The organism is Streptomyces sp. NPDC041108 (assembly GCF_055592645.1).
The window spans coordinates 792,220-814,827 of the sequence record NZ_JBVIYK010000002.1; the positions used below are offsets into that span (position 1 = coordinate 792,220).

The 22,608-nt window shown below is 73.1% G+C and carries 16 protein-coding genes; 13 read left to right on the forward strand and 3 right to left on the reverse strand.

What is annotated here, in order from left to right; genetic code table 11:
- The first annotated feature begins 336 nt into the window (after positions 1-336).
- Positions 337-1,791 carry an amino acid permease gene (locus tag ACZ6BB_RS09435; RefSeq protein WP_471614679.1) on the forward strand — a complete coding sequence of 485 codons (1,455 nt, stop codon included), beginning with the start codon at positions 337-339 and terminating at the stop codon, positions 1,789-1,791.
- A gap of 418 nt (positions 1,792-2,209) precedes the next feature.
- Here ACZ6BB_RS09435 and ACZ6BB_RS09440 read toward each other — a convergent pair whose 3' ends face one another.
- Genes ACZ6BB_RS09440 through ACZ6BB_RS09450 form a run of 3 tightly spaced genes read right to left on the reverse strand, consistent with a single transcriptional unit; the run spans position 2,210 to position 5,977 of the window.
- The gene (locus tag ACZ6BB_RS09440; RefSeq protein WP_471614680.1) at positions 2,210-2,977 is read right to left on the reverse strand and encodes an enoyl-CoA hydratase-related protein; all 768 of its coding nucleotides are present in this window, start codon (positions 2,975-2,977) and stop codon (positions 2,210-2,212) included.
- A gap of 40 nt (positions 2,978-3,017) precedes the next feature.
- On the reverse strand, positions 3,018-4,355 hold the full coding sequence (locus tag ACZ6BB_RS09445; RefSeq protein ID WP_471614681.1) for a ferredoxin reductase domain-containing protein: 1,338 nt from the start codon (positions 4,353-4,355) through the stop codon (positions 3,018-3,020).
- Positions 4,355-5,977 (reverse strand): amino acid adenylation domain-containing protein, encoded by a 1,623-nt coding sequence (locus ACZ6BB_RS09450; RefSeq protein WP_471614682.1) that lies wholly within the window; start codon positions 5,975-5,977, stop codon positions 4,355-4,357. Before ACZ6BB_RS09450 ends, ACZ6BB_RS09445 begins: the two co-directional genes overlap by 1 nt.
- A 597-nt stretch (positions 5,978-6,574) precedes the next feature.
- Here ACZ6BB_RS09450 and ACZ6BB_RS09455 point away from each other — a divergent pair.
- The 12 genes from ACZ6BB_RS09455 to ACZ6BB_RS09510 all read left to right on the forward strand — a co-directional run bounded on the left by ACZ6BB_RS09455 (position 6,575) and on the right by ACZ6BB_RS09510 (position 22,594).
- Positions 6,575-8,542 carry an HAD-IIIC family phosphatase gene (locus tag ACZ6BB_RS09455; RefSeq protein ID WP_471614683.1) on the forward strand — a complete coding sequence of 656 codons (1,968 nt, stop codon included), beginning with the start codon at positions 6,575-6,577 and terminating at the stop codon, positions 8,540-8,542.
- 10 nt (positions 8,543-8,552) lie between these two features.
- Positions 8,553-8,891 (forward strand): DUF6059 family protein, encoded by a 339-nt coding sequence (locus tag ACZ6BB_RS09460; RefSeq protein ID WP_471614684.1) that lies wholly within the window; start codon positions 8,553-8,555, stop codon positions 8,889-8,891.
- A gap of 128 nt (positions 8,892-9,019) precedes the next feature.
- On the forward strand, positions 9,020-10,834 hold the full coding sequence (locus ACZ6BB_RS09465; protein WP_471614685.1) for a fatty acyl-AMP ligase: 1,815 nt from the start codon (positions 9,020-9,022) through the stop codon (positions 10,832-10,834).
- Positions 10,835-10,837: 3 nt separating this feature from the next.
- Positions 10,838-12,760, forward strand: coding sequence for an acyl-CoA dehydrogenase family protein (locus tag ACZ6BB_RS09470; RefSeq protein WP_471614686.1), 1,923 nt, complete (start codon positions 10,838-10,840; stop codon positions 12,758-12,760).
- Positions 12,754-14,553 (forward strand): acyl-CoA dehydrogenase family protein, encoded by a 1,800-nt coding sequence (locus ACZ6BB_RS09475; protein WP_471614687.1) that lies wholly within the window; start codon positions 12,754-12,756, stop codon positions 14,551-14,553. The genes ACZ6BB_RS09470 and ACZ6BB_RS09475 overlap by 7 nt, the downstream gene beginning before the upstream one ends.
- A 46-nt stretch (positions 14,554-14,599) precedes the next feature.
- Positions 14,600-14,908: an acyl carrier protein gene (locus ACZ6BB_RS09480; RefSeq protein ID WP_005478986.1), complete on the forward strand. Its 309-nt coding sequence runs from the start codon at positions 14,600-14,602 to the stop codon at positions 14,906-14,908.
- A complete protein-coding gene (locus ACZ6BB_RS09485; protein ID WP_471614688.1) occupies positions 14,905-17,952 on the forward strand; it encodes a type I polyketide synthase in 3,048 nt (1,015 codons plus the stop codon). The genes ACZ6BB_RS09480 and ACZ6BB_RS09485 overlap by 4 nt, the downstream gene beginning before the upstream one ends.
- 61 nt (positions 17,953-18,013) lie before the next feature.
- Positions 18,014-19,072 carry a 3-oxoacyl-ACP synthase III family protein gene (locus tag ACZ6BB_RS09490; RefSeq protein WP_471614689.1) on the forward strand — a complete coding sequence of 353 codons (1,059 nt, stop codon included), beginning with the start codon at positions 18,014-18,016 and terminating at the stop codon, positions 19,070-19,072.
- A 36-nt stretch (positions 19,073-19,108) separates the two neighbouring features.
- The gene (locus ACZ6BB_RS09495; protein WP_013003872.1) at positions 19,109-19,336 is read left to right on the forward strand and encodes an acyl carrier protein; all 228 of its coding nucleotides are present in this window, start codon (positions 19,109-19,111) and stop codon (positions 19,334-19,336) included.
- Positions 19,333-20,199, forward strand: coding sequence for a 2-oxo acid dehydrogenase subunit E2 (locus ACZ6BB_RS09500; protein WP_471614690.1), 867 nt, complete (start codon positions 19,333-19,335; stop codon positions 20,197-20,199). Before ACZ6BB_RS09495 ends, ACZ6BB_RS09500 begins: the two co-directional genes overlap by 4 nt.
- Positions 20,132-21,025, forward strand: coding sequence for a 4'-phosphopantetheinyl transferase family protein (locus ACZ6BB_RS09505; RefSeq protein ID WP_471614691.1), 894 nt, complete (start codon positions 20,132-20,134; stop codon positions 21,023-21,025). Before ACZ6BB_RS09500 ends, ACZ6BB_RS09505 begins: the two co-directional genes overlap by 68 nt.
- A 345-nt stretch (positions 21,026-21,370) precedes the next feature.
- Positions 21,371-22,594: an alpha/beta fold hydrolase gene (locus ACZ6BB_RS09510; protein ID WP_471614692.1), complete on the forward strand. Its 1,224-nt coding sequence runs from the start codon at positions 21,371-21,373 to the stop codon at positions 22,592-22,594.
- Positions 22,595-22,608: the final 14 nt, after the last annotated feature.

Here is a 22,608-nt window from a genome sequence, read left to right on the forward strand (position 1 = left end):
GTGGGCGGGTCGCGGGGGCTGTCGGCAGGGTGTGGGCCGAGCGGGTGCGGGGTGTGCGTGCCCCGGCGGGACGGCGTGCTGACGCCAGGGCGTGGGCGGTCGGACCCCTTGTTTTATTCGATCGTCCTGAACTATTTTCCTGAACGCCACCGGTTCGACGGTCCAGCAGGGACCGGACCCGGAGGCCACGGTCCACCATGCCCTCCCTCAGGCCGTGATCGCCACCCGCACCGTCACCCGGCACGCCCGCGCCCCCCACCCGACGGCATCCCCGCCGCCGGCCGCCCGGTCCCGCCGGAACCCTCCCTCGTCCCCACCTGCTTCCTGGATGCCGAGATGACCACACAAGCCCCTCGTCCCGCGCCCGATCCGGTGACCACCACCGAGAGCCCCTCAGGAGGATCCGGCCTGCAAGCCGGACTGAAGAACCGTCATCTGTCGATGATCGCGATCGGTGGTGTCATCGGTGCCGGTCTGTTCGTCGGCTCCGGATCCGGCATCGCCGCCGCCGGTCCCGGCATCCTGATCTCCTACCTCCTTGTCGGCACCCTCGTCGTCCTCGTCATGCGGATGCTCGGCGAGATGGCCGCGGCCAATCCCACCTCAGGCTCGTTCTCCGCCTATGCGGACCGTGCGCTGGGCCGCTGGGCCGGCTTCACCATCGGCTGGCTGTACTGGTTCTTCTGGGTCGTGGTGCTCGCGGTCGAGGCGACCGCCGGCGCCAAGATCCTGGCCGGGTGGATCCCCGCGGTCCCGCAGTGGGGCTGGGCCCTGCTCGTCATGGTGGTCCTCACCGCCACCAACCTCGTCTCCGTCGGCTCCTACGGCGAGTTCGAGTTCTGGTTCGCCGGCATCAAGGTCGTCGCGATCGCCGCGTTCATCGTGGTCGGCGGACTCGCGATCTTCGGCCTGCTGCCCGGCTCGGACCACCCGGCGTCCGGCTTCTCCTACCTGACCGACCACGGCGGATTCCTGCCCAATGGGCCGGGGGCGATCCTCACCGGCATCCTGATGGTCGTCTTCTCCTTCATGGGCAGCGAGATCGTCACCCTGGCCGCCGGCGAGACCGAGAACCCGCGGGCCGCGGTCACCAAGGCCACCAACAGTGTCATCTGGCGGATCGGGGTGTTCTACCTGGGCTCGATCCTGATCGTGGTGTCGCTGCTGCGCTGGGACGACCCGGCGATCCTCAAGGACGGCTCGTACGTTGCCGCGCTGAACTCCATCGGCATCCCGCACGCCGGCGAGATCATGAACGCCATCGTGCTCACCTCCGTGCTGTCCTGTCTCAACTCCGGCCTCTACACCGCCTCCCGGATGGCGTTCTCGCTCGGCCGTCGCAGCGACGCCCCGGCGGCCTTCGCCCGCACCACCGGGCGCGGAGTCCCGCAGGCGGCCATCCTGGCCTCGGTGGTCTTCGGCTTCGTCGCGGTCGCCTTCAACTACCTCTGGCCGGACACGGTCTTCCAGTTCCTGCTGAACTCCTCCGGCGCGATCGCTCTCTTCGTCTGGCTGGTGATCTGCTTCTCCCAACTGCGAATGCGCAAGATCATCCAGCGTGAGTCGCCGGACAAGCTGGTCGTCAGGATGTGGCTCTACCCCTACCTGACCTGGGCCACCATCGGGATGATCACATTCGTCCTGGTCTACATGCTGACCGACACCGCCGACGGTGGCGGCCGCGACCAGGTCGTCCTGTCCACTCTGCTCGCCGGGGTCGTGGTGGCCTTCGCTCTCGTCCGCGAGCGGCGGGCCCGGAACGCCCGGCAGGACAAGGTCACCCTCTCGTAGCGGCCCGGCCCGTCGTACGGCCGTCCCGATCCGCCGGTGACGCGGCCCTCCCGCCGCGTCACCGGCTTCACGGCCGCACTCGTCCCCGATTCCGCGGAAGCACGGGCATCCGGCGCCGAGCCGGGCCGCTGCGGACCGCTGTCGCCGAACAGACCCGCCGCAGCCACCCGCCACTCGGGTGCAGCCGAACAGACCCGTCGCAGCCACCCGCCACTCGGGTGCACCGGCTCGGCCGCGCTCGAAGGTGCGGACTGCTCCGGTGCAGGCATGGGCCACGAACCGAAGCACCGCCCCTCACCGTCAGATCCACCTCGCCTTGCCTCGGGCGGACCGGGGGCTCGTCATCCGCGTACGACGAGGGGCGGCGGACGGGGAGTCCGTCCGCCGCCCCGCTCGCCGGGTCGGACGGGTCACACCGTCAGCGGTCCTCGAAGACAGGCGCCCTCTTCTCCAGGAACGCGCTCATCCCCTCCTTCTGGTCCGCTGTCGCGAACAGGGCGTGGAACACGCGCCGTTCGAAGAGGAGCCCGTCGCGCAGGCCGGTCTCCAGGGCCCGGTCGACCGACTCGCGGGCGGCCGTGACGGCCCGGCGGCCGTAGGAGGCGATGGCCGCCGCGGCGTCCGTGCTCTCGGTGAGGACACGGTCGTCCGGGACCACCCGCGACACCAGGCCCGCGGCCTCCGCCTCGCGGGCGCTCATCGTGCGGCCCGTGAGGATCAGGTCCATGGCCTTGGCGCGGCCGACCAGGCGGGTCAGCCGCTGGGTGCCGCCGATGCCGGGGATCACGCCGAGCTTGATCTCCGGCTGGCCGAAGACCGCCGACTCGCCCGCGACGACCAGGTCGCACATCATCGCCAGTTCGCAACCGCCGCCCAGTGCGTGCCCGTTGACCGCCGCGATCTTCGGCGTCCGGAATCCGGCGAACTCCTCCCAGCCCGCGAAGTAGTCCTCCGCGGCCATGTCCACGGCCGACTTCCCGGCCATCTCCTTGATGTCGGCACCGGCCGCGAAGACCTTCTCCGAACCGGTGATCACGAAGCAGCCGACCTCCGGATCGCGGTCCAACGGGCGCAGTACGTCGAGGAGTTCGGTCAGCAGCTCGCTGCTGAGGGCGTTCAGGACGTGCGGCCGATGGAGTCGTACCGTGACGACGCGGTCATGACGTTCGATCTTGAGGGTGTTCATCGACTCTCCCTCTCCCTCGCTTGTCGAATCCGGCGGTGTGTCATGAGTCCCAGATCGCGCCGTACGCGGGAATCCCGCGCCGTTCGAGACCGTGAACGACCTGCCAGGTCAGCTTCTTGTTGGAGATGCAGATGACGGCTTCGGCGCGGAAGTCGCGGTACGCGGTGTACGCGAGGCGCACCATGTCCGGCTTGCCGTGCTGCGAGGTGTCCCAGACCAGTGCGTTCGGCTGGACCGCGAGGATCTCGTCGACCAGTTCGTCGCCGTAGGTCCTGCGGGGGTCACGCGTGGCCCATACGAGCCGTGAGGGCACCTCGGCGGCCAGCAGATGCGGCAGGCAGGGGCCGATGCCGCTGCCGGTGGCGACGTAGATCACCTTGCTGAACAGGGTCTCGATGTTGGCGACCCCGGCCGTGGTGATGCCCTTGACCCAGACCTTCGTCGGCGCGTCGTCGATGAACGAGCCGGTCCAGTCGCCCGCGCGGGAGATGGTCAGCCGGAAGCCGGGTTCGCCGGGTGAGGGCACGTTGGCGAAGGAGTGCCACTCGGTGAGCGGGCTGCGGCTGATGGCGGTGGAGGACCCCGCGAAGGGGGTCACGCCGTGGTCGAAACGGGCCAGCGCGACGTGCGTGGAGGGTTTCTCGATCCGTACGTCCACCTTGCGCAGCCGCAGCCAGGGGAGGGCGACGCTGAAGGTGACCACGGCCAGCACCCCGAGGGCGACCGGCCCCTGTCCGCCCAGCAGCGTGTGCGTCCAGAACAGTACGAGGGCGCTCCAGCCGCCGAAGCGGTGGATCTTCTCGAAGTGGTCGTGGAAGCGGGCGCGGAACGGAGGCAGGGCGGTGGCGACGATGACGGCGAGCAGGGCGACGAGCGTCCAACTCACCGTGACGAGCGCCGGGTCGGCCCCGTCGGCCGTCGCCACCACCGCCCCGGCGAGGAACCACGCCGCTCCGGCCAGTGCCCCGCCCACGTGCAGTCCGCCGAAGTGGTAGACCTTTCCGAGCGTCCACCGCGCCTTGAGCGGCCAGCTCGTCGGAGCCCGGGTCGCCAGCCGGAAGAAGAGGTTGATGACGTACTGCTGCCGGACCACCACCGCGAGCGCGAGGTTCGCGAGGGACGCGTAGCCGACGGTCTCGGCGTCCGGCCCCCGACTGACCGCCAGGAAAACGATGTTGACCAGCAGCACCAGGGCCGCGAGGCGGTTGTGGTGCATCAGGCGGGGGTGCTTGAGCAGGCGGCGGGGCGCGGACGTGAGCGGTGGGAGTTCGGCGAGAGCCGAGGCAGGCGCGGGAGGGGTGGGGGAGGCCGCGCGGGTGGCGCCTCCCGCCTCGGCGGACGAGGTCCCGGCCGACGAGGTCTCGACGGACGACGTCATCAGGCCGCCCCCTCTCGCACCGCCGACACCGACATCAGCGGTGCCCCCTCGCCCTGAACCGTCACCGCCCGGGCGGCCTCCTCCCGTTGGGCCGCCAGCCGCAGCAGTGCCGCCCGGTCGACCTTGCCCCGGTCCGTCTCCGGCAGCGCGGCCACCGGGAGGACCGTGGCCGGCACGCAGTAGTACGGCAGGACGTCGGCCACCGCGCGCCGGGCCGTGTCCGGGTCGACGTCGGCCGGGCAGACGAAGGAGACCAGACTGCGGGCGTCCCGCTTCAGGGTGACGGCGCGGGAGCAGCCCGCCACCGACTCCAGCACCGAGGAGACGGAGTCGAGTTCCACGCGGAAGCCGCGGACCTTGACCTGGTCGTCGGTACGGCCCAGGTGTTCGAGTTCGCCGTCCGGCGTCCAGCGGCCGAGGTCGCGGGTGCGGAACATGCGGTGGCCGCCGCCGAGGAAGGGATCGGGGGCGTACCGCTCGGCGTTCAGCGCCTCGTTGTCCAGGTAGCCGGCCGAGACGCAGTCGCCCCCGGCCCACATCTCGCCGACCTCCCCGATGGGCAGCGCACGCCGGTGCTCGTCGAGGACGTACACCGTGTTGTTGGGGGTGGGGCGGCCGATCGTGAGCAGCGCGTCCTCCACGCGGTGCCGGCGCATCGTGTTCACGATCGTCGTCTCCGTGGGCCCGCAGGAGTTGTGGAAGGCGGACCGCCGGGCCCAGGCGTCCGCGAGCGGGCGCGGGCACGGCTCACCCGCGACGGCCACCGTCCGCACCCGGAGGCAGTCCGCCGGGTCGATTCCGGACAGCACCGTCGGCGTCGCGATCAGCACGTCCGCCGTGCGGGCCGCCGCCCTGACGTCCTTGCCGCGCACGACGAGCGTGCCGCCGTGGGCGAGACAGCCGAGGATCTCCCAGGCGGCCATGTCGAAGGCGATGTTGAGGAGCTGGGCGACCCGGTCACCGGGGCGGATGCCCAGGTCGCCGGGCGCGGTGAGGAGGATGTTCGCGACGTTGCGGTGGGTGACCTTCACCCCGTTGGGCTTGCCGGTCGTGCCGGAGGTGAACAGGACGTAGCACCCGTCGTCGGGGCGTACGGGCCGCTCGGGGCGTACGGGCCGCTCGGGACGGACCGGCCCGTGCGCGGTCGGGCCGGCGAGATCGTCGTCGAGCGTGATCAGCCGGTGTCCGGTGCCGGGCAGGGGCACCCGCAGCGAGTGCTCCGACTGGGTCAGGACGACCCGGGTTCCGGCGGTGCGGATGACGTGCCGCAGCTGGGCGGCGGGGGTGAGGCCGATGTCCTGCGGGACGTAGGCGGCGCCGGCCTTCAGCGTGCCGAGCAGTCCCACGAGCATCGGGATGGAGCGGCGCACGAAGAGGCCGACGTGGTCGCCGGGCCGTACGCCCTCCCCTACGAGTACGGCCGCGAGGCGGGTGGCACGGCGGTTCAGTTCGCCGTAGGTGATCGTCGTGCCCAGGTGCTCGGCGGCGACCGCGTGCGGCGCGGCGGTGGCCCACCGTTCGAAGGCGTGGTGGACGAGGGGGTCGGGGACGGGGATGTCAGGACCTTGGCCGAACTGCCAGAACAGGGCCCTGTCTTGGAGGGACAGATGGCTCAGGGGCATGCTTCACAGACCTCCTGGCTGTGTGGGGAGAAGATGCCTCGGGCTGCTGAACGCTGACGTGCCTCGAACGGTGCATGGTCGAGCGTCGTGCGGAGGTGCCGGCCGACAACACCGGTGTGCGGTGGCGGCTCAAATAGCTTCAACGTTCAATGTGCTCTGCGTCACTGTGAAAACCAGTCACATGACTGGACTTGCGGCACAGGGACAGCTCCCTTCCGGGCAGGCGCCAGGAGCCTCATTCGCAGCGCGCGTCACGGGACGCGCGCGTGGGGGTGGCGGGCCGGGGCCGCCCGCGCGGCGCAGGTCCGTGGCCTGCGCAGACCCATGACGTGCGGGAGCGGGACGTACGCGCCCGATCGCCTTCCCCGGCGCCCCCGGTGCCTCCCCGCTGGCCCCGGCACGTCGGCGGCCCTGACGTCCGCCCCGGGAGCGGGCCGGTCCGGGCGCTCAAGGGGCGCTTAAGACGCGCTCGGCACGCTCGGTGCGGCCACCCGCAGTGGTGGTGGGTCCGTGTCCGGGATGGGGCGCGGGCCCGCGTCGGTGCTCTCGGGACACCGCGAGCGCCGAGCGACGGGCGATTCAGTGAATGGAGACACCATGGCCACGGTTGTGAACACCGCCGTGGGCGAGCGGACCGGACCGCTGGACCGGCTGCGCGCCCTCCACGCCGAAGGACGCCTCGCCTACGCGTACGACGAGGTGCCCGGTCTGCTGTCCGAACTGGCCGCGGCGGGTGACCCCGCCGGACCTCCGGCACCGGACCTGGCGCGAGCCGGGCAACTGCTGTCCCGGCTGGACCGGGACGATGTGCTGCGCGAGCACCCCGGCACCGAGACGATCACCGTCGCGGTCACCGGCGGCTCGACCCTCAGCGGGCTCACGGCCCCGCTGACCGCCGAACTCGCCCGTCACGGCCTGCTGTCGACGCTGCACGAGGGCGACTACGACTCGTGGCGCCGCGATCTCCACAACACCGCCAGCGAGATGTACGACGCCGATCTGGCGCTGTGCGTGCTGGACGCCGAGATCGTCTTCGGGGAACTGCCGCACCCCTGGCTGGTGGAGGACGTCCAGCGCGTCACCGCCGGGAAACTGAACCTGATCACCTCGCTGGTGGAGCGCTATGTCACGCGCGGCGGCGGCACCCTGGTGCTCAACACCGTGCCCCTGCTGCGCGGCCATCTGCGCCGTCTCGTCGACGCCCGCTCCCGGGCCCGGCTCGGGGTGATCTGGCGGGAGTTCAACGCCGGACTGCTGCGGCTGGCCGTCGTGCACGAGCGCGTCCACGTCGTGGACCTCGATCCGCTGGCCGCGTCCTGCGGCCCGGTCAACGAGCCCCGGCTCGCCGCCTACGCCAAGGTGCAGTTCGGCGAGGAGGTCCTGGCCTCCTACGCCCGGGAGGTCGGCCACCTGGCCCGCGTGCTGCGCGGGCGCACCAAGAAGGTGCTGGTGGTCGACCTGGACAACACCCTGTGGGACGGCATCCTCGGCGACGACGGCCCGGACGGCATCGCCGCCGCCACCACCTACCGGGGCGAGGCGTTCGGCCGGTTCCAGAAGACCGTCGGACAGCTCGGCGCGCAGGGCGTCCTGCTCGCGGTGTGCAGCAAGAACGACATCGAGCCGGTCCGCGGCGTGCTGCGCGAGCACCCCGACATGGTCCTGCGGGAGACCGACTTCGTGCAGGTCACCGCCAACTGGGAACCCAAGGACCGGAATCTGCTGGAGATCGCCCAGCGGCTCAACCTCGGGGTGGACAGCTTCGTCTTCGCCGACGACTCGCCGTTCGAGTGCGGCCTGGTCTCCCGCAGCCTGCCCGGCGTCGCCGTGGTCCGGCTCGACGAGGAACCGGCGCTGCACATCGAACGGCTGCTCGCCGACGGCTGGTTCGACGTACGGGAGCTGACGGCCGAGGACCGTGCCCGGTCCACGCAGTACCGCACCGAGGTGGCCCGCCAGGACCTCCTGGAGGGCGCGGACTCCATGGAGGACTACCTCGCGGAACTGGGCGTCGAGGTCACCCTCTCGCCCCCGCGGGACCACGAGATCCCACGGGTCTCGCAGGTGACGCTGCGCACCAACCAGTTCAACCTCACCACCGAGCGGCTCCAGCAGGCCGACGTGCGGGCCCGCCACGAGTCCACCGACGGGCTGGTGCTGGCGATCCGCTCGGCGGACCGGTTCGGGGACAACGGACTGGTCGGAGCGGTCCTGGTCAGCGGCGTCGGGACGGACGTCGGCACGGAGGGCGGGGCGGACGGCGGCTGGCACATCGACAACATGCTGCTGAGCTGCCGAGTGTTCGCCCGCGGTATCGAACAGGCCTGCCTTGCCGCCGTGTTGCACGAGGCGCGGGCCCAGGGCGCGGCCGCCGTGTACGCCCGCTACCGTCCGACGGCCAAGAACCACCGGGTGCGTGGCCTGTACCCGTCCCTGGGCTTCGCCGAGACCGGCGAGGACGCCGACGGCACCGTGTCGTTCCGGCACGACCTGGCCGAGGAACACCTGCCGACGCCGCCGGCGCACGTCCGTCTGCGGACGGACTTCACCCGGCGCTCGTCCTGAGGCGGCCGGTGTGGCCGCCTCGCCCGGCATGGGGTGGTGGTCCGCGCGCCCGGCGGCGCGGCGGATCAGGAAGGGCGTCGTCACGTTCTTCGTCGACGGGTTCGGCGCGCTCGCCGTCATCTTCGGCATGGTGCCGCCGGCGTCCGTGGAGCAGGCCAAGCAGTGGTGGCTCGACGACACGGACGCCGGGAGACCGGGCGGCGCGGGCGCGCCCCCGCTCGACGAGCCGCCGCCCGCGCATCCCGAGCGCCTGGTCCCCGACGTGCCGCTCTCCCCGCGTGAACGGGAGCTGTGGGCACAGCTGTGGGGGCACGGCCGGGTGGAGGACGGCCCCGGCCGGCGGGAGTGACGCCGGCCGCAAGAGGGGCTTTAGAGACGGACCCGACGATCGGCACGACGGGTCCGGCGGACAGTCGGTTCGACCGGGCCGACCGATGTCAACGCGATACGAGTCGCTTCGAGGCGAGGGGAAAGACGGTGGCGGAATTCGGTTCATTCGCGGAGGTCGTGCTGACGCGGTCGGACGAACGGGGTGACACGGACGCGTTCGTGTTCCTCGCGGACGGCGTACGGGGCAAGGTGCCGGAGCGACTGCCGTACCGGAACCTGGACCGTGCGGCCAAGGACATCGCGTCCTGGCTGCAGGAACGGGGTCTGGCGGGGCGTCAGGTCCTGTTGCTGTACCCCTCGGGCCTGGACTTCGTGAAGGCGTTCACGGGCTGCCTCTACGCCGGGGCCGTCGCGGTGCCCGCGCCGCTGCCCTCCGAGCAGGGCCAGCACTTCCGCAGGGTGTCCGGCATCGTCCGCGACGCCCGGGTCGGTGCCGTGCTGACCCTCGCCGAGCACGCCCCGGAGGTGGAGGCGTGGCTGGCGGCCGAGGGCTTCTCGGACGTGGTCTGCCTGCCCACCGACCAGGGCCCGGTCGGTGACGCGGCCGCCTGGCGGGACCCGGCGCTGACCCCGGACCACCTGGCGTTCCTGCAGTACACGTCGGGGTCCACCAGTGCCCCCAAGGGCGTGATGGTCTCGCACGGCAACCTGCTCGCCAACGAGGCGGCCATCGCCCGCTCCACCGGCAACACCCCCGACACGATGATCGGCGGATGGCTGCCCTTCTACCACGACATGGGCCTGATCGGGCACATCCTCCAGCCGCTGTGGCTGGGCACCACCAGCGTGCTCATCCCGCCGGTGTCCTTCCTGCGCAAGCCCGCCCGCTGGCTGGAACTGGTCAGCGAGTACGGCGTGAACGCCAGCGGCGGCCCCAACTTCGCGTACGACCTGTGCGTGCGCCGGGTGACCGACGCGCAGCTGGAGGGCCTGGACCTGTCGTCGTGGCGGACCGCCTGCAACGGTGCCGAGCCCGTCAGGGCCGAGACCCTCCAGGCGTTCACCGAGCGCTTCGGCCCCTACGGGTTCCGCCCGGAGACCATGTTCCCCTGCTACGGCATGGCCGAGACCACCCTGCTGGTCACCGGTACCCCGAAGACGCGCGGCGCGCTGCTGCGCGAGGTGGACGCGGCCGGACTGGAGCAGGGCACCCTGGCGGGCCCGTACCTGGGCGCTCCGCGACGGACCCTGGTCAGCAGCGGGGTCGCGCTGGCCGAGGACTTCGAGGTGCGGATCGTCGACCCCGAGACGCTCGCCGAGCAGCCCGAGGGCCGGGTCGGGGAGATCTGGGTGCGCGGCGCCAGCGTGGCCTCCGGCTACTGGGAGCGGCCGGAGGTGAACGCGGAGATCTTCGGCGCGCGGATCGCCGGCCAGGAGGAGCTGGGCGCCTGGCTGCGCACCGGCGACATGGGCGTCCTGGGCGGCGGCGAACTGTTCGTGACGGGCCGTCTGAAGGAGATGGTCCTGATCAACGGCCGCAACATCTACCCGTACGACGTGGAGAGCGCGGTACGCGGCCTGGACCCGGCGATCGGCGCCGGGGCCGTGTTCGCCGTCGACACCGGCGGCCAGGAGCATCTGGTGGTCATCCACGAGATCCGGGCCGCCGCGGCCGCCGCGGACCTGAAGGACGTCGCCACCCAGATCCAGCGGCACATCGGCATGGAGTTCGCCGTCCCGGCGGGCAACGTGCTGCTGGTCCGCCCCGGCACCGTGCGCAGGACCACCAGCGGCAAGATCCAGCGGACGCTGATGCGCAAGCTGTTCCTCGAGGGCGCGGTCACCGCGCTGCACTCCGTGCTGGACCCGTCGGTGCGCACGCTCGTCGAGGGAAACCCAGACGGCACCCACGGCGCCCAGGGCGCGCCGGCCGCCGACCCGGCCATGGCACCGGTGGGCTGAGCCATGGACCATCCTCCCTACAGGGTCGCGCAGGAGCTGGAGTCGCTGCTCGGCGATCCAGAGGACCCCGGCACGGTCTTCTCCCACGCCCGCAGCCTGGAACTGGACGAGAACGAGGAGTTCCCGGCCGACCTCTGCCGGGTGCTGGAGGGCTGGGGGCTGCAGGAGTTCTACATCCCGGCCGAGCACGGCGGCAGGCTCACCGACTACGAGACCGTCATGCAGGTCATGCGGGTGGTGGCCCGCCGCGACCTGACCGTCGCCGTCGGCCACGGCAAGACCTATCTGGGCGGGGTCTGCGTCTGGATCTCCGGCACCCCCGAGCAGGCCCGCGGCCTCGCCGCCGACATCCGGGCCGGGGTGCCGGTCTCGCTGGCCCTCACCGAGCGCGCCCACGGCAGCGACCTGCTCGCCGGGGACGTGCGCTGCGAGGCCGACGGCGCCGGCGGCTGGCGCATCAGCGGCGAGAAGTGGCTGATCAACAACGCCACCCGGGGCAGCCTCCTCTCCGTCCTCACCCGCACCTCCGAGGACGGCGGGCCGCGCGGTTTCACCGTGCTGCTCGTCGACAAGCGGCGGCTGACCGAGGGAGAGCACTACCGCTGCGTGGACAAGATCCGCACGCACGGCATCCGGGGCGCCGACATCAGCGGGATCGCCTTCGACGGCGCCCCGGTGCCGGCGGACGCGGCGGTCGGCGGGGAGGGCGGCGGCGTCGAGACCGTGCTCAAGGCCCTCCAGCTCACCCGCACCATGTGCGCCTCCCTGTCACTGGGCGCCGCCGACCACGCGCTGGCCATCGCCCTGGACTTCGCCGAGCGGCGCGAGTTGTTCGGACGGCGGCTGATCGACCTGCCGCAGGCACGGCACGTGCTCGCCTCGGCCGCGGCGGACGTCCTGGCCGGAGAGGCGCTGGCCACGGTCGCCGCCCGCTCCGTGCACACCGTCCCCGACGAGCTGAGCGTGGCCGCCGCGGTCACCAAGTACCTGGTGCCCACCGGGACCGAGGGCGTGATCGTCGAGCTGACCCGGCTGCTCGGGGCCCGGGCCTTCCTCAAGGACGTCCACGCCCGGGGGATGTTCCAGAAGGTCGACCGCGACCACCGCATCGTCGGCCTCTTCGACGGCAACACCCTGGTCAACCTCAACTCCCTGGTCAACCAGTTCCGTTCGCTGTCCCGAGGATGGCTGCGGGGCGGCGGTGACACCGAGGGGGCCGTCCGCGCCTTCGACCTGTCCACCCCGCTGCCCCCGCTGGACCCGGCGCGGCTGTCCCTGGTGGCCCGGCGCGGCAGCGGCATCATGGCGACGCTGCCGGCGTCGGTGGCGGCCCTGCGCGCCGAGGCCGGCCGGCGGCCGGAACTCAAGGGCGCGCTGGGCGCGGCGGAGCGGCTGCTCGCGGTGACCGGCCGGGTCCACGAGGAGATGGACGCCCACCGCGCCGTGGTCTCCGACGTCCCGCCCGCCGCCTTCGACGTGGCCCGGCGGTACGGCCTGTGCCTGGCCGGCGCCGCCTGCCTCGGCCTGTGGACCCACAACCAGCGGACGGCGCGGGCCGGGCGCACCGGGGAGCTGTGGCGCGACGGGGTGTGGCTGTGGCCCGTCCTGGACCGGCTGCTGGTGAAGCTGGGCGAGCCGGACGCGGGGGACCCCGACGCCTACCCCCCGCTGCTGGAACGGCTGCGCGCCGCGCGGGAGGAGGGCGAGCTGTTCTCCCTGATCCCGTTCTCGCTGGCCGGGAGCGCAGGGCGGGGCACGGGGACATCCGGCGGTGCCGCCCCGCGCACGCAACGACCCGGCGGTGCCGCCGCGCTCGCCCACGCATCCGGCGGTGACGGCGGTCCGCCGGCCGCCGTACCGCAAGGACACACCGACACCCGGGCCGCCGTCGGCGGCACCCGGACACCCGAGGGGACGTCATGCTGAGTGATCCCGCGGTCCAGGGGCTGCACGGCAAGGCAGCCCCGACCGGAACCGCCCCTGTCACCGACCCGGCCACGCACCGGGCGCACGAGAGCGCGGTCCAGGCCAGGATCGCCGACCTGGAGAACCGTTTCGGGGACCCCCAGGACCCCGCCAACCCGCTCGGCGCCGCCGGGCTGCTCGCCGCCGACGAGGCCGGGGAACTGCCCGCCGCCGGCGAGCGGCTCCTCGACGACGTGGTCCTCAACGCCGAGTTCGTGCCCACCGGCCTGGGCGGCCGGCTGGACCGGCTCGACACGCTCGTCCGCGTGATGCGGCAGGTGTTCCGGCGCGACGTGGCGCTCGGCCTCGGCTACGGCATCACGTCCTTCATGGCTGCCGTCAACGTGTGGACGGCCGGCAACGAGGAGCAGCGCCGCCGGACGGCGGAGCTGCTGCTGGGCGGCTCCAAGGTCTCCGTCGCCTACCACGAGCTGCCGCACGGCAACGACTTCGTACGCAACGAGTTCCGGGCCGACCCCGTGCCCGGCGGCTTCCGCCTCCACGGCCGCAAGGAGGTCATCAACAACGCGGACCGGGCCGACGCCTTCGCCCTGTTCAGCCGTACCGACGACAGCCCGGGCAGCCGCAGCCACTCGGTCCTGCTGGTCGAACGCGACCAGCTCGACGCGGAGCGTTTCGCGGTCCTGCCCCGCTACACCGCGGTCGGGGTGCGCGGCTGCCGGCTGTCCGGGCTGGACTTCACCGACTGCCCGGTGCCCGACAGCACCCTCCTCGGAGCCCGGGGCCAGGGCGTGGAACTGGCGCTGCGCTCCTTCCAGATCACCCGCAGCGCCATCCCCAGCATGGCCGTCGGCGCCCTCGACACCAGCCTGCGCACGGTGGTGCGGTTCGCCCTCGGGCGTCAGCTCTACCGGCGCTCGGTGATGGAGATCCCGCACGCCTCCTCCACCCTCACCGGCGCCTTCCTCGACCTGCTCATCTGCGACAGCATGGCGACGGTCGGCACCCGGGCGGTGCACCTGCTGCCCGACGAGACCAGCGTCTACGCGGCGGCCGTGAAGTACCTGGTGCCCAAGATGCTCACCGACACCATGTACGACCTGTCGATCGTGCTCGGGGCGCGGTTCTACGTACGCGAGGGGGAGTTCGGCCTCTTCCAGAAGCACGTGCGCGACCTGCCGGTGCTCAGCCTCGGCCACGCGGGCTCCGCGGCCTGCCAGGCCACCATCATCCCGCAGCTGTCCCGGCTGGCCCGGCGCGCCTGGTTCTCCGGCGACGAGGCACCGCAGAGCCTGTTCCGGCCGCGGGAGGGGCTGCCCGGCATCCCCTTCGAGAGCCTCGCCCTCGCCAGCGGCCGGGACAGCCTGAGCGCCTCGCTGGTCGCCGCCGCCGACGGTCTGCCGAGCGGCTCCCCCGAGGAACTCGCGGTCCAGGCACTCGTCATGCGGATGCTGGACCAGCTGCGCCAGCTCCAGGAGGACAGCCTGAACCTCTCCCCGCAGGACCGCACCGCCCTCGCCAGCCCCGCCAGCTTCGCGCTCGCCGACCGCTACGCGGTGTTCCTCGCGGCCGCGTCCGTCCTCGGCGTCTGGCGCGGGGCCCAGGGCGGTGACGATCCCTTCCTGGCCGACCCGGCCTGGGTGGCCGCAGCACTGCACCGGCTCGCGCGCCGGCTCGGGCAGCGCCCGGCCGACCTGCCGCCCGGGTGCGAGGGCCGGGTGCACGAGGAAGTGCTCCGACGCTTCCACGAACGCCGCAGCTACGACCTCTACGACACCCCGCTGGCCGGCTGACCGCCGGCCCACCGGACCCGACGCGCCTTCACCGAGGAGTTCTCCCATGACTGTCCCCGCGACCGACCGCACCGCGAACAACGAGCACACCGCACACACCGTCGAGTCGCTGAGCAGCTGGCTCGCCGACCGGATCGCCCTCTACCTCAGGCGCACGCCGTCCGAGATCTCGCCCACCGTGCCGCTGGCCGAGTACGGCCTGGACTCGGTCGCGGCGCTGAGCCTGTGCGGCGACATCGAGGAGGACTTCGACCTCGTCCTCGAACCCACCGTGGCCTGGGACTACCCGACCGTCGCGGCACTGGCCGAGCACCTGGTGGAGGAACTGCGGGCGATGGAGGGCGAGAATCGATGAGGCCCGTCGCCATCGTCGGCATCGACTGCCGGTTCCCGGGGGCGCCCGACACGGCCGCCTACTGGGACATGCTGATGCGCTCCGGAGACGGGGTGGAGAAGGTGCCCCGGCAACGCTGGGACGCCCGCGAATTCCACTCGCGCACCGGTGCGGAAGGACACTCCAACACCACCGAGGGCGGGTTCATCTCCGACCCGGACGCCTTCGACAACGAGTTCTTCACCGTCTCCCCGCGCGAGGCGGCCGCGATGGACCCGCAGCAGCGGCTGCTGCTCCAGTGCGCCTGGCGCGCCGTCGAGGACGCCGGGGTCGCCCCGCAGCGGCTGGCCGGCACCAACACCGGCGTGTTCGTGGGCATCATGGGCAACGAGTGGGCGCACCTGCACATGACCGACTACGCCCAGGTCACCGCCCAGCTCGGCTCCGGCAACGGCTACTGCATGACCGCCAACCGGGTCTCGTACCACCTCGACCTCAAGGGGCCGAGCCTGGCGGTCGACACCGCCTGCTCCTCCTCCCTCGTCGCCGTCCACCTGGCCTGCAACGCCCTGCTGGCGGGGGAGTGCGACACCGCCATCGCCGCCGGGGTCAACGTGGCGCTCACGCCGGCGCTCGGCATCTTCTACACCCAGGCCGGGCTGTCCGCCCCCGACGGCCGGTGCAAGCCCTTCAGCGCCGACGCCGACGGCATCGGCCGGGGCGAGGGAGTCGGCGCGGTGGTGCTGCGCCGGCTGGAGGACGCGATCGCCGACGGCCAGCCGGTGTACGCGGTGATCCGCGGCACCGCCGTCAACCAGGACGGCCGCAGCAACGGCATCACCGCCCCCAACCGCTGGTCGCAGCAGGAGGTGCTGGCCGCCGCCTACCGGCGGGCCGGTGTCGAGCCGTCCGACGTCGTCTTCACCGAGGCCCACGGCACCGGGACCGTCCTCGGCGACATGATCGAGACCAAGGCGCTCGGCCAGCTGCACGCCGGCCGCTCCGGGCGCCCCCTGGCCCTCGGCTCGGTCAAGGGCAACATCGGGCACACCGAAGGCGCCGCGGGCATCGCGGGGCTCATCAAGGTCGCCCTGTCGCTGCACCACAAGACGGTCCCCGCCAGCCGGTTCGCCGCCCGCGAGAACCCCGCGCTGAAACTCGCCAAACTGGGGATACGGCTGCTCAAGGCCCCGCTGCGGCTGCGCTCGGGCCCCGCCATCGGCGGCCTGAGCAGCTTCGGGATGGGCGGCACCAACGCCCACGCCGTCCTGGAGTCCGCGCCCCCGTACGCCGCGCGCCCCGAGGCGGGCGACCCGGAGTCCGGGCGCACCGGCCGGTCCACCGGAGCCACCGGGCTGGGGGCAGGGGTCTTCACACTGACCGCCCCCTCGACGGCCGCCCTCCGCCGCAACCTGCTGGTCCAGGCCGACGCGCTGGAGAAACGCAGGGTGCCGGCGGGCCCGCTGTCCTGGAGCAGCAACCGCACCAAGACGGGCCACCGCTACCGCTTCGCGGTCCCCGCCCGGGACACCGGCGAACTGGCCACCACACTGCGCCAGGCCGCCACCGACGACGACCTGCTGGCCCGGCTCGTCGGCAACGCGTCGGGCAAGCCGCAGGTGGCGCTGCTGTTCACCGGCCAGGGCTCGCAGTACCCGGCGATGACCGCGCGGCTGTACCTGCAGTCGCCGCTGTACCGCCGGTTCCTCAACGAGGCCGACGAGGCGCTCGCCCCGCACGTCGGCGGTTCGGTGCGCGACCTGCTGCTCTCCGGCGACGAGGCCGTCCACCGCACCGGCTGGGCCCAGCCCGCCCTGTTCGCCGTCGAGTACGCCGTGGCGGCCAGTCTCGGCGAACTCGGGGTGCCGCAGGCGCTGCTGCTCGGCCACAGCGTCGGCGAGTACGCCGCGGCCGTGCTGGCCGAGGTGTTCCCGCTGGAGCAGGCCGCCCGGCTGATCGCCGCCCGGGGCGCCCTGATGGAGCAGCTGCCCGAGGGCGGCGGCATGCTCGCCGTACGGGCGCCGCTCGCGGACCTGACCGAACTGGTCGCCTCGGAACCCCTGGTCGGGGTCGGCGCGGTCAACGGCCCCCGGGCCACCGTCCTGTCCGGGGACCTGGCGGCGCTGGGCCGGATCGACGACGAGCTGACCCGACGGGGCGTCAGGACCCGGCGCCTGGAGGTCTCGCACGCCTTCCACTCGCCGCTGATGGACCCGATGCTCGACCGGTTCGCCGCGCTCGCGGACGAGACCGGCGGCGGCGTGCCCAAGCTCCCGGTGTACTCCACCGTGCGCGGGCGGCTCCTGGAGGCCGAGCCGATGGACGCCAAGTACTGGACCGAGCACATCAGCGCCCCCGTCCTGTTCGGCGACGCGATGAGCCGGCTGCTGGAGGCGGGACCCACCCACCTGGTGGAGACCGGCCCCCGCCCGGTCCTCAGCGGCATGGCACGCTCCCTGCGCTCCGCCGCCGGAGCCGGAGTGCACACCGTGGCCCCCGTGTCCGGCGAGGAGGCCGACGGCCGCACGTTCGCCGAGGCGGTGGCCGAACTCTTCCGCAGCGGACTCGACCCCCACTGGGACGCCGTCTACCCGCAGGAGGAGCGGCAGCCGCAGCGGCTCGCGCCCTACGCCTTCTCCGACGCGCACCGGTTCTGGGCCCGCACCGCCGTACGGGCCGCCCCGGCGGCGGACCTCAGCGTCGTACCCGACCGCGCGGACACCGCGCCGCACCAGCGGGAGCAGGCCGCGCACGGACACGGCGCCGTGCTCACCGCCGTGCTGCCCGCCGCCCCGGAGGACGCGTCGACGGCCCCCGTGGCCCGCGCCGTCATCGAGGCCGTCGCGGAGGTCGGCGGCTACGCCACGGACGAGGTCTCGCGCCAGTCCCTGCTCTACGAGGACCTGGGCTTCGACTCGGTGATGATCATGGAGCTCAAGGACCGGCTCCAGGAACGGCTGGACGGGCTGGAGACGATCAGCGTGCAGGACCTGCTGCCCCGGCTGTCCTCGGTCGGTGACCTCGTCGACTACCTCCAGGATCGCGCCGGTTCGGCCGTCGCGTAGGCAACCCGTGGTCACGGCAAGGGCGTCGCCCCGTGACGGACTCCAAGGAAGGACCGCTCGTATGCAGTCGGAACACCCACCCCAGCACGGCTCCGCCCCCTCCGGGCCGGTCTCCTATCTCGCCTCGGTCGGCACGGCCCTGCCGGGCGACCCGGTCGACAACGCGGCGCTGGCGAGGACGCTCGGCGTCAACGAAGAGTGGATCGACGTGTTCATCGGCACCCGGACCCGGCACTTCGCCCGGGACCTGGAGACCGGCGAGGTGCGCTGGTCGCTCGCCGACCTGTGCGCCCGGGCCGCCGAGCAGGCGCTCGGCGCGTCCGGACTCGCCCCGCACGAGATCGACTTCGTGGTCATGGGCACCGCGACCCCCGACCACCTCATGCCCGCCACCGTCAACCACGTCGCCGACCAGCTCGGCCTGGACCAACTCCCCACCTACCAGCTCCAGTCCGGCTGCGCCGGCGCCGTCCAGGCCCTGCAGCTGGGCCACACCCTGGTCACCGGCGGGGGACACTCGGCGGGCCTGGTGATCGGCGGCGACGTCTGCAGCAAGCACCTCGACCTCGACCGGGACCTGTCCGCGGCCGCCCCCAGCGACCTCGTCAACTACGTGCTCTTCGGCGACGGTGCGGGCGCCGCCGTGGTCACCTCGGAGCCGCGCGGTGAGCGCCTGGCCCTGCGCAACGTCCTCAACCGGTTCACCGGCCTCGGCCGGGAGCCCGGCCAGATCATCGACTGGTTCGGGCTCGCCGACCGGCACGAGGACCGGCAGGCGGTGCGGGAGGACTACAAGGCCATCGAGGAGTCCGTGCCCGTCATGGCCGTGGAGATCCTCTGGGAGCTGCTGGAGGACCTCGACTGGACACCCGAACAGGTCGACTTCCTGCTCCCGCCGCAGCTGTCCGGCCGTATGACGCGGCGGATCGCGGAGGAACTCGGCCTGCCCGGCGCCGTCGAGGTGTCCTGCGTCGCGGACACCGGGAACAACGGCAACGCCCTGCCCTTCCTCCAGCTGGAGGCGCTGCTGGGGAAGATCGGCGTGGGGCAGCGCGCGCTGGCGGTCGCCGTCGAGTCCAGCAAGTGGATCAAGTCCGGTTTCGCCCTCGAAAAGATCTGACCGTCCGCACACACCCGCCCCGGAGGGCCGTACGCAATGCACACCATCGACGATTTCGTCCGCCTCGTCAGGGACGAGCTGGGCATGCCGCTGGAGGAGTACCAGATCTCCGCCGACCTGGACCAGCTGCCCGAGTGGGACTCGCTGTACCTGCTGAAACTGGTCACCGCCCTGGAACAGGCCGCCGGCCGCTCGCTGCCCGTGGGCCGGCTGCTGGAGGCCCGCAGTCTGGGCGAGATCTATCAGCTGGCGGCGCGGCCATGACCGGCTCCGGGGCCGGCGGGACTCCGCCGGCCCCCGCCCGGGCCCACCCCGAGCGCCGGCGCCGGCACACCCTGTACTTCCTGGAGCACGCCGCCCGGCAGCGGCCCGTCCACCTCGACACCGACATCGACATGACCCGGATCGAGGCCCACCGGGCTGCGGCCAGGGCCGCCGGCGGGCGCTACTCGGTCGTCACCTATCTGCTGCACGCCACCGGCCGGGTGCTGCACCGGCACCCGGAGGCCAACGCGGCGCTCGCCCCGCCGCGGCTGTTCGGGCTGCGCGGACCCCGGACCCTGCGGTTCCCGGAGGTCACCGCCAAGCTGGCGCTGGACCGCACCGTGGACGGGGAACGGACCGTGCTCTCCGCGCTGCTGCCCGGCCTGGAGCGCGCGGACCTGGACGAGATCCAGCGGCGCGTCGACCGCTACCGCGGACCCGGCACCGAACAGCTGGCCGAGTTCCGCGGTGTCCGGCTGCTCGGGCGGCTGCCGGTGCCGCTCGGCCGGCTGGCCTTCGCCGCCGCGACGCGCGACCCGGCCGGGCGGCCGGGCGTCTTCGGCACCGTGGCGGTCAGCTCCCTGGGCCACCGGCCCGTCGACGGCTTCCACTCCAGCGGGGGCACCGCCGTCACGCTGTGCGCGGGGCGCGTCGTCGACCGGCCGGTCGTCAGGGACGGGCGCCTCGCGATCGCCCCGGTGATGCGGCTCGGACTCACCTTCGACCACCGGATCCTCGACGGCGGAACCGCCGCCGACGTACTCGGTGATCTCAAGCAGGAAATGGAGGGCTTCGATGACGGCGCGGAGGACGACGGCACCCAGCCCATCGCTCGGGGAGCCGGTGCGGATCTCCGGTCGTGACGGAGCCTGGGACCAGGTACGCGCGGACCTGGAGGAGCACGAGGTCGCGGTGTTGCACGCCCGGCTCGCCGACTGGCGGCCGGACCGGGCGGGCGGCCCGCGGCTGCGCGCCCTGCTGGGCCGCGACTGGGACCGCTACCTGGAGATGACGCACCCGGACGTGCGGACGAGGTTCGCCGCTTCCCGGGTGCTGCTGAAGTTCGCCGCCGCGGTGGCGCTGCGCGTGCCCCCGCAGGCCGTCGAACTCGGCTACGGCCCCACCGGCCGGCCCTATCTGCGCGGCTACGACGCGGTGGACATCAGCCTCAGCCACACCGACGACCTGCTGCTCATCGGGCTCGCCACCAAAGGGCTGATCGGCGTGGACGCCGAGCGGGCGGACCGCCCGCTCTACACGCGCGGGCTGCACCGCCACGTCTGCACCCCGCACGAACTCACCGTCCTGGAGCGGCTTCCCGCGGCACGGCGGGGAGCCGCGCTGGTGCGCATGTGGACGCTCAAGGAGGCATACAGCAAGGCGATCGGGCAGGGACTGCGGTTCCGCTTCACCGACTTCGGCTTCAGCGGCGACGGCCGGCCCGCGCGGGTCCTGGCCCCGGACGGGGCACCGGGCACCGGCGTCGAGTGGCAGTTCCGCACCTTCTCGGTGGACGGCGGCTTCGTCGTCAGCGTCGCGGTGAGCGACGCCGGCTTCGGCGGCACCCGGGACACGGACGCCCGCACCATGCTGGACCCGCGGGTGGTCGCGGCGGTGGCCGAGGCCCTCGGCGACGACGCGGACTGCGACGACCCCGACGGGGGAGAGGACGCACTGCTGGACTGGTGAGGGACCGCCGACGGCGCGCCGGGGCGAGGAGGACACCTCTTCGCCCCGGCGCGCCGCCGTGTGCCGTGACGCGGGCGCGACTTGCCGGGGACGGCCCGGGGCGCCTCCCGGGAGCGCTTAGTGAGGCGCAACCCGTGCGCCAGCCCGGCTTAAGGGACGGCGGCCAGCATCGTCCCCGGGCGGGCCGCCCAGCCGGGGGACGTCCCCCGCTCCCGGCCAGGGGGCCCGCCCGCCGTACGACCGGACAGCCCCGCCCGCCGCCGGTACGACCAGGAAGGCCACCGAGCCCTCCGGCCGCATCCTCCGGGCATCGGCCCCGCACCCCGGAGGAGACGGAGAACAGCGATGGACCATCTCGCAGAGCTCAAGGAGTTCGCGCGGCTGCACGCCCGCGGCCAGGGCATCGGCGACCGCCAGGTGGCGGCCGTACTGCCGAGGATCACCAACGACGAGCCGGGGCACCCCGCGTCCTGGGCCCGAGTGTGGACCGGCGAGGCCGACCGGCTGGCCTTCGCCGGCCGCCCGCTCGACGCCTGCCGGCACTACGCCCTCGCCCGTTTCCCGTACCACGGCGACGACGTCCGCCGCAGGGCCCAGGACAACTGCGTACGGACCTTCGACGACTGGCGTCGCCGCAGGGGCGTCGAACGCCTGGTCCTCGACCACCCGGACGGCACGGTGGTCTGCTGGGCGAGCGGGCTCGACGCCCGTCGCCGGCGGCCGCTGCTCGTGGTCATGGGCGGCATCGTCAGCGTCAAGGAGCAGTGGGCGCCCCTGCTGCCGCGGCTCGCCCGTCTGGGGTACGCGGCGGTGGTCACCGAGATGCCCGGCGTCGGGGAGAACACCCTGCGCTACCACGCGGACTCCTGGCGGCTGCTGCCGTTCCTGATGGACCGGCTGGCCGGCCGTGCCGCCGTGACCCGCACCGCGGTCCTCGGCCTCAGCTTCAGCGGCCACCTCGCCCTGCGCGCGGCGGCCGCGGACCCGCGCATCCGCTCCGTGCACACCGTCGGCGCCCCCGTGGCCGGGTTCTTCACCGACCCCGTCTGGTGGCCCAGGGTGCCGGGGATCACCGTCGCCACGCTGCGCCGGCTGACCGGGGCGGCCGACGACGACGGACTGCGGGCGCTGCTCGCGGACTTCCCGCTCGGCCCCGACGTCCTGGGCGCGGTCGACATCCCGGTCGGATACGTGGTCAGCGCCCGGGACGAGATCATCCCTCCCACGGAGCACCAGCTCCTCGCCTCCGCGCTGCCCCGCGTGCGCCTCAAGGAGTTCGACGACGTCCACGGCTCCCCGGCGCACCTGGGTGCCCTGCGGAAGTGGCTGATCGGATCGCTGCTGCGGGCCCGTCTGGCGAACCGGTCCTCCGGCCGCCACGCCGCACCCACGACGAGCGCCGGCAGGCCGCCCGCGGCGATCGGCACCGGCGCGGCAGGTCCGTCCCGCACCGGAGCGACCGGCCCGTCCGTCGCATCCGGCACCGGTACGACGAGCCCGGCCGCTCCCGTGGCGCCCGGCTTCGCCGACGCCATACCCCGGCAGCCGCAGCCGGCTCCCGCCGAGTGACCGTCCCGCCTCCG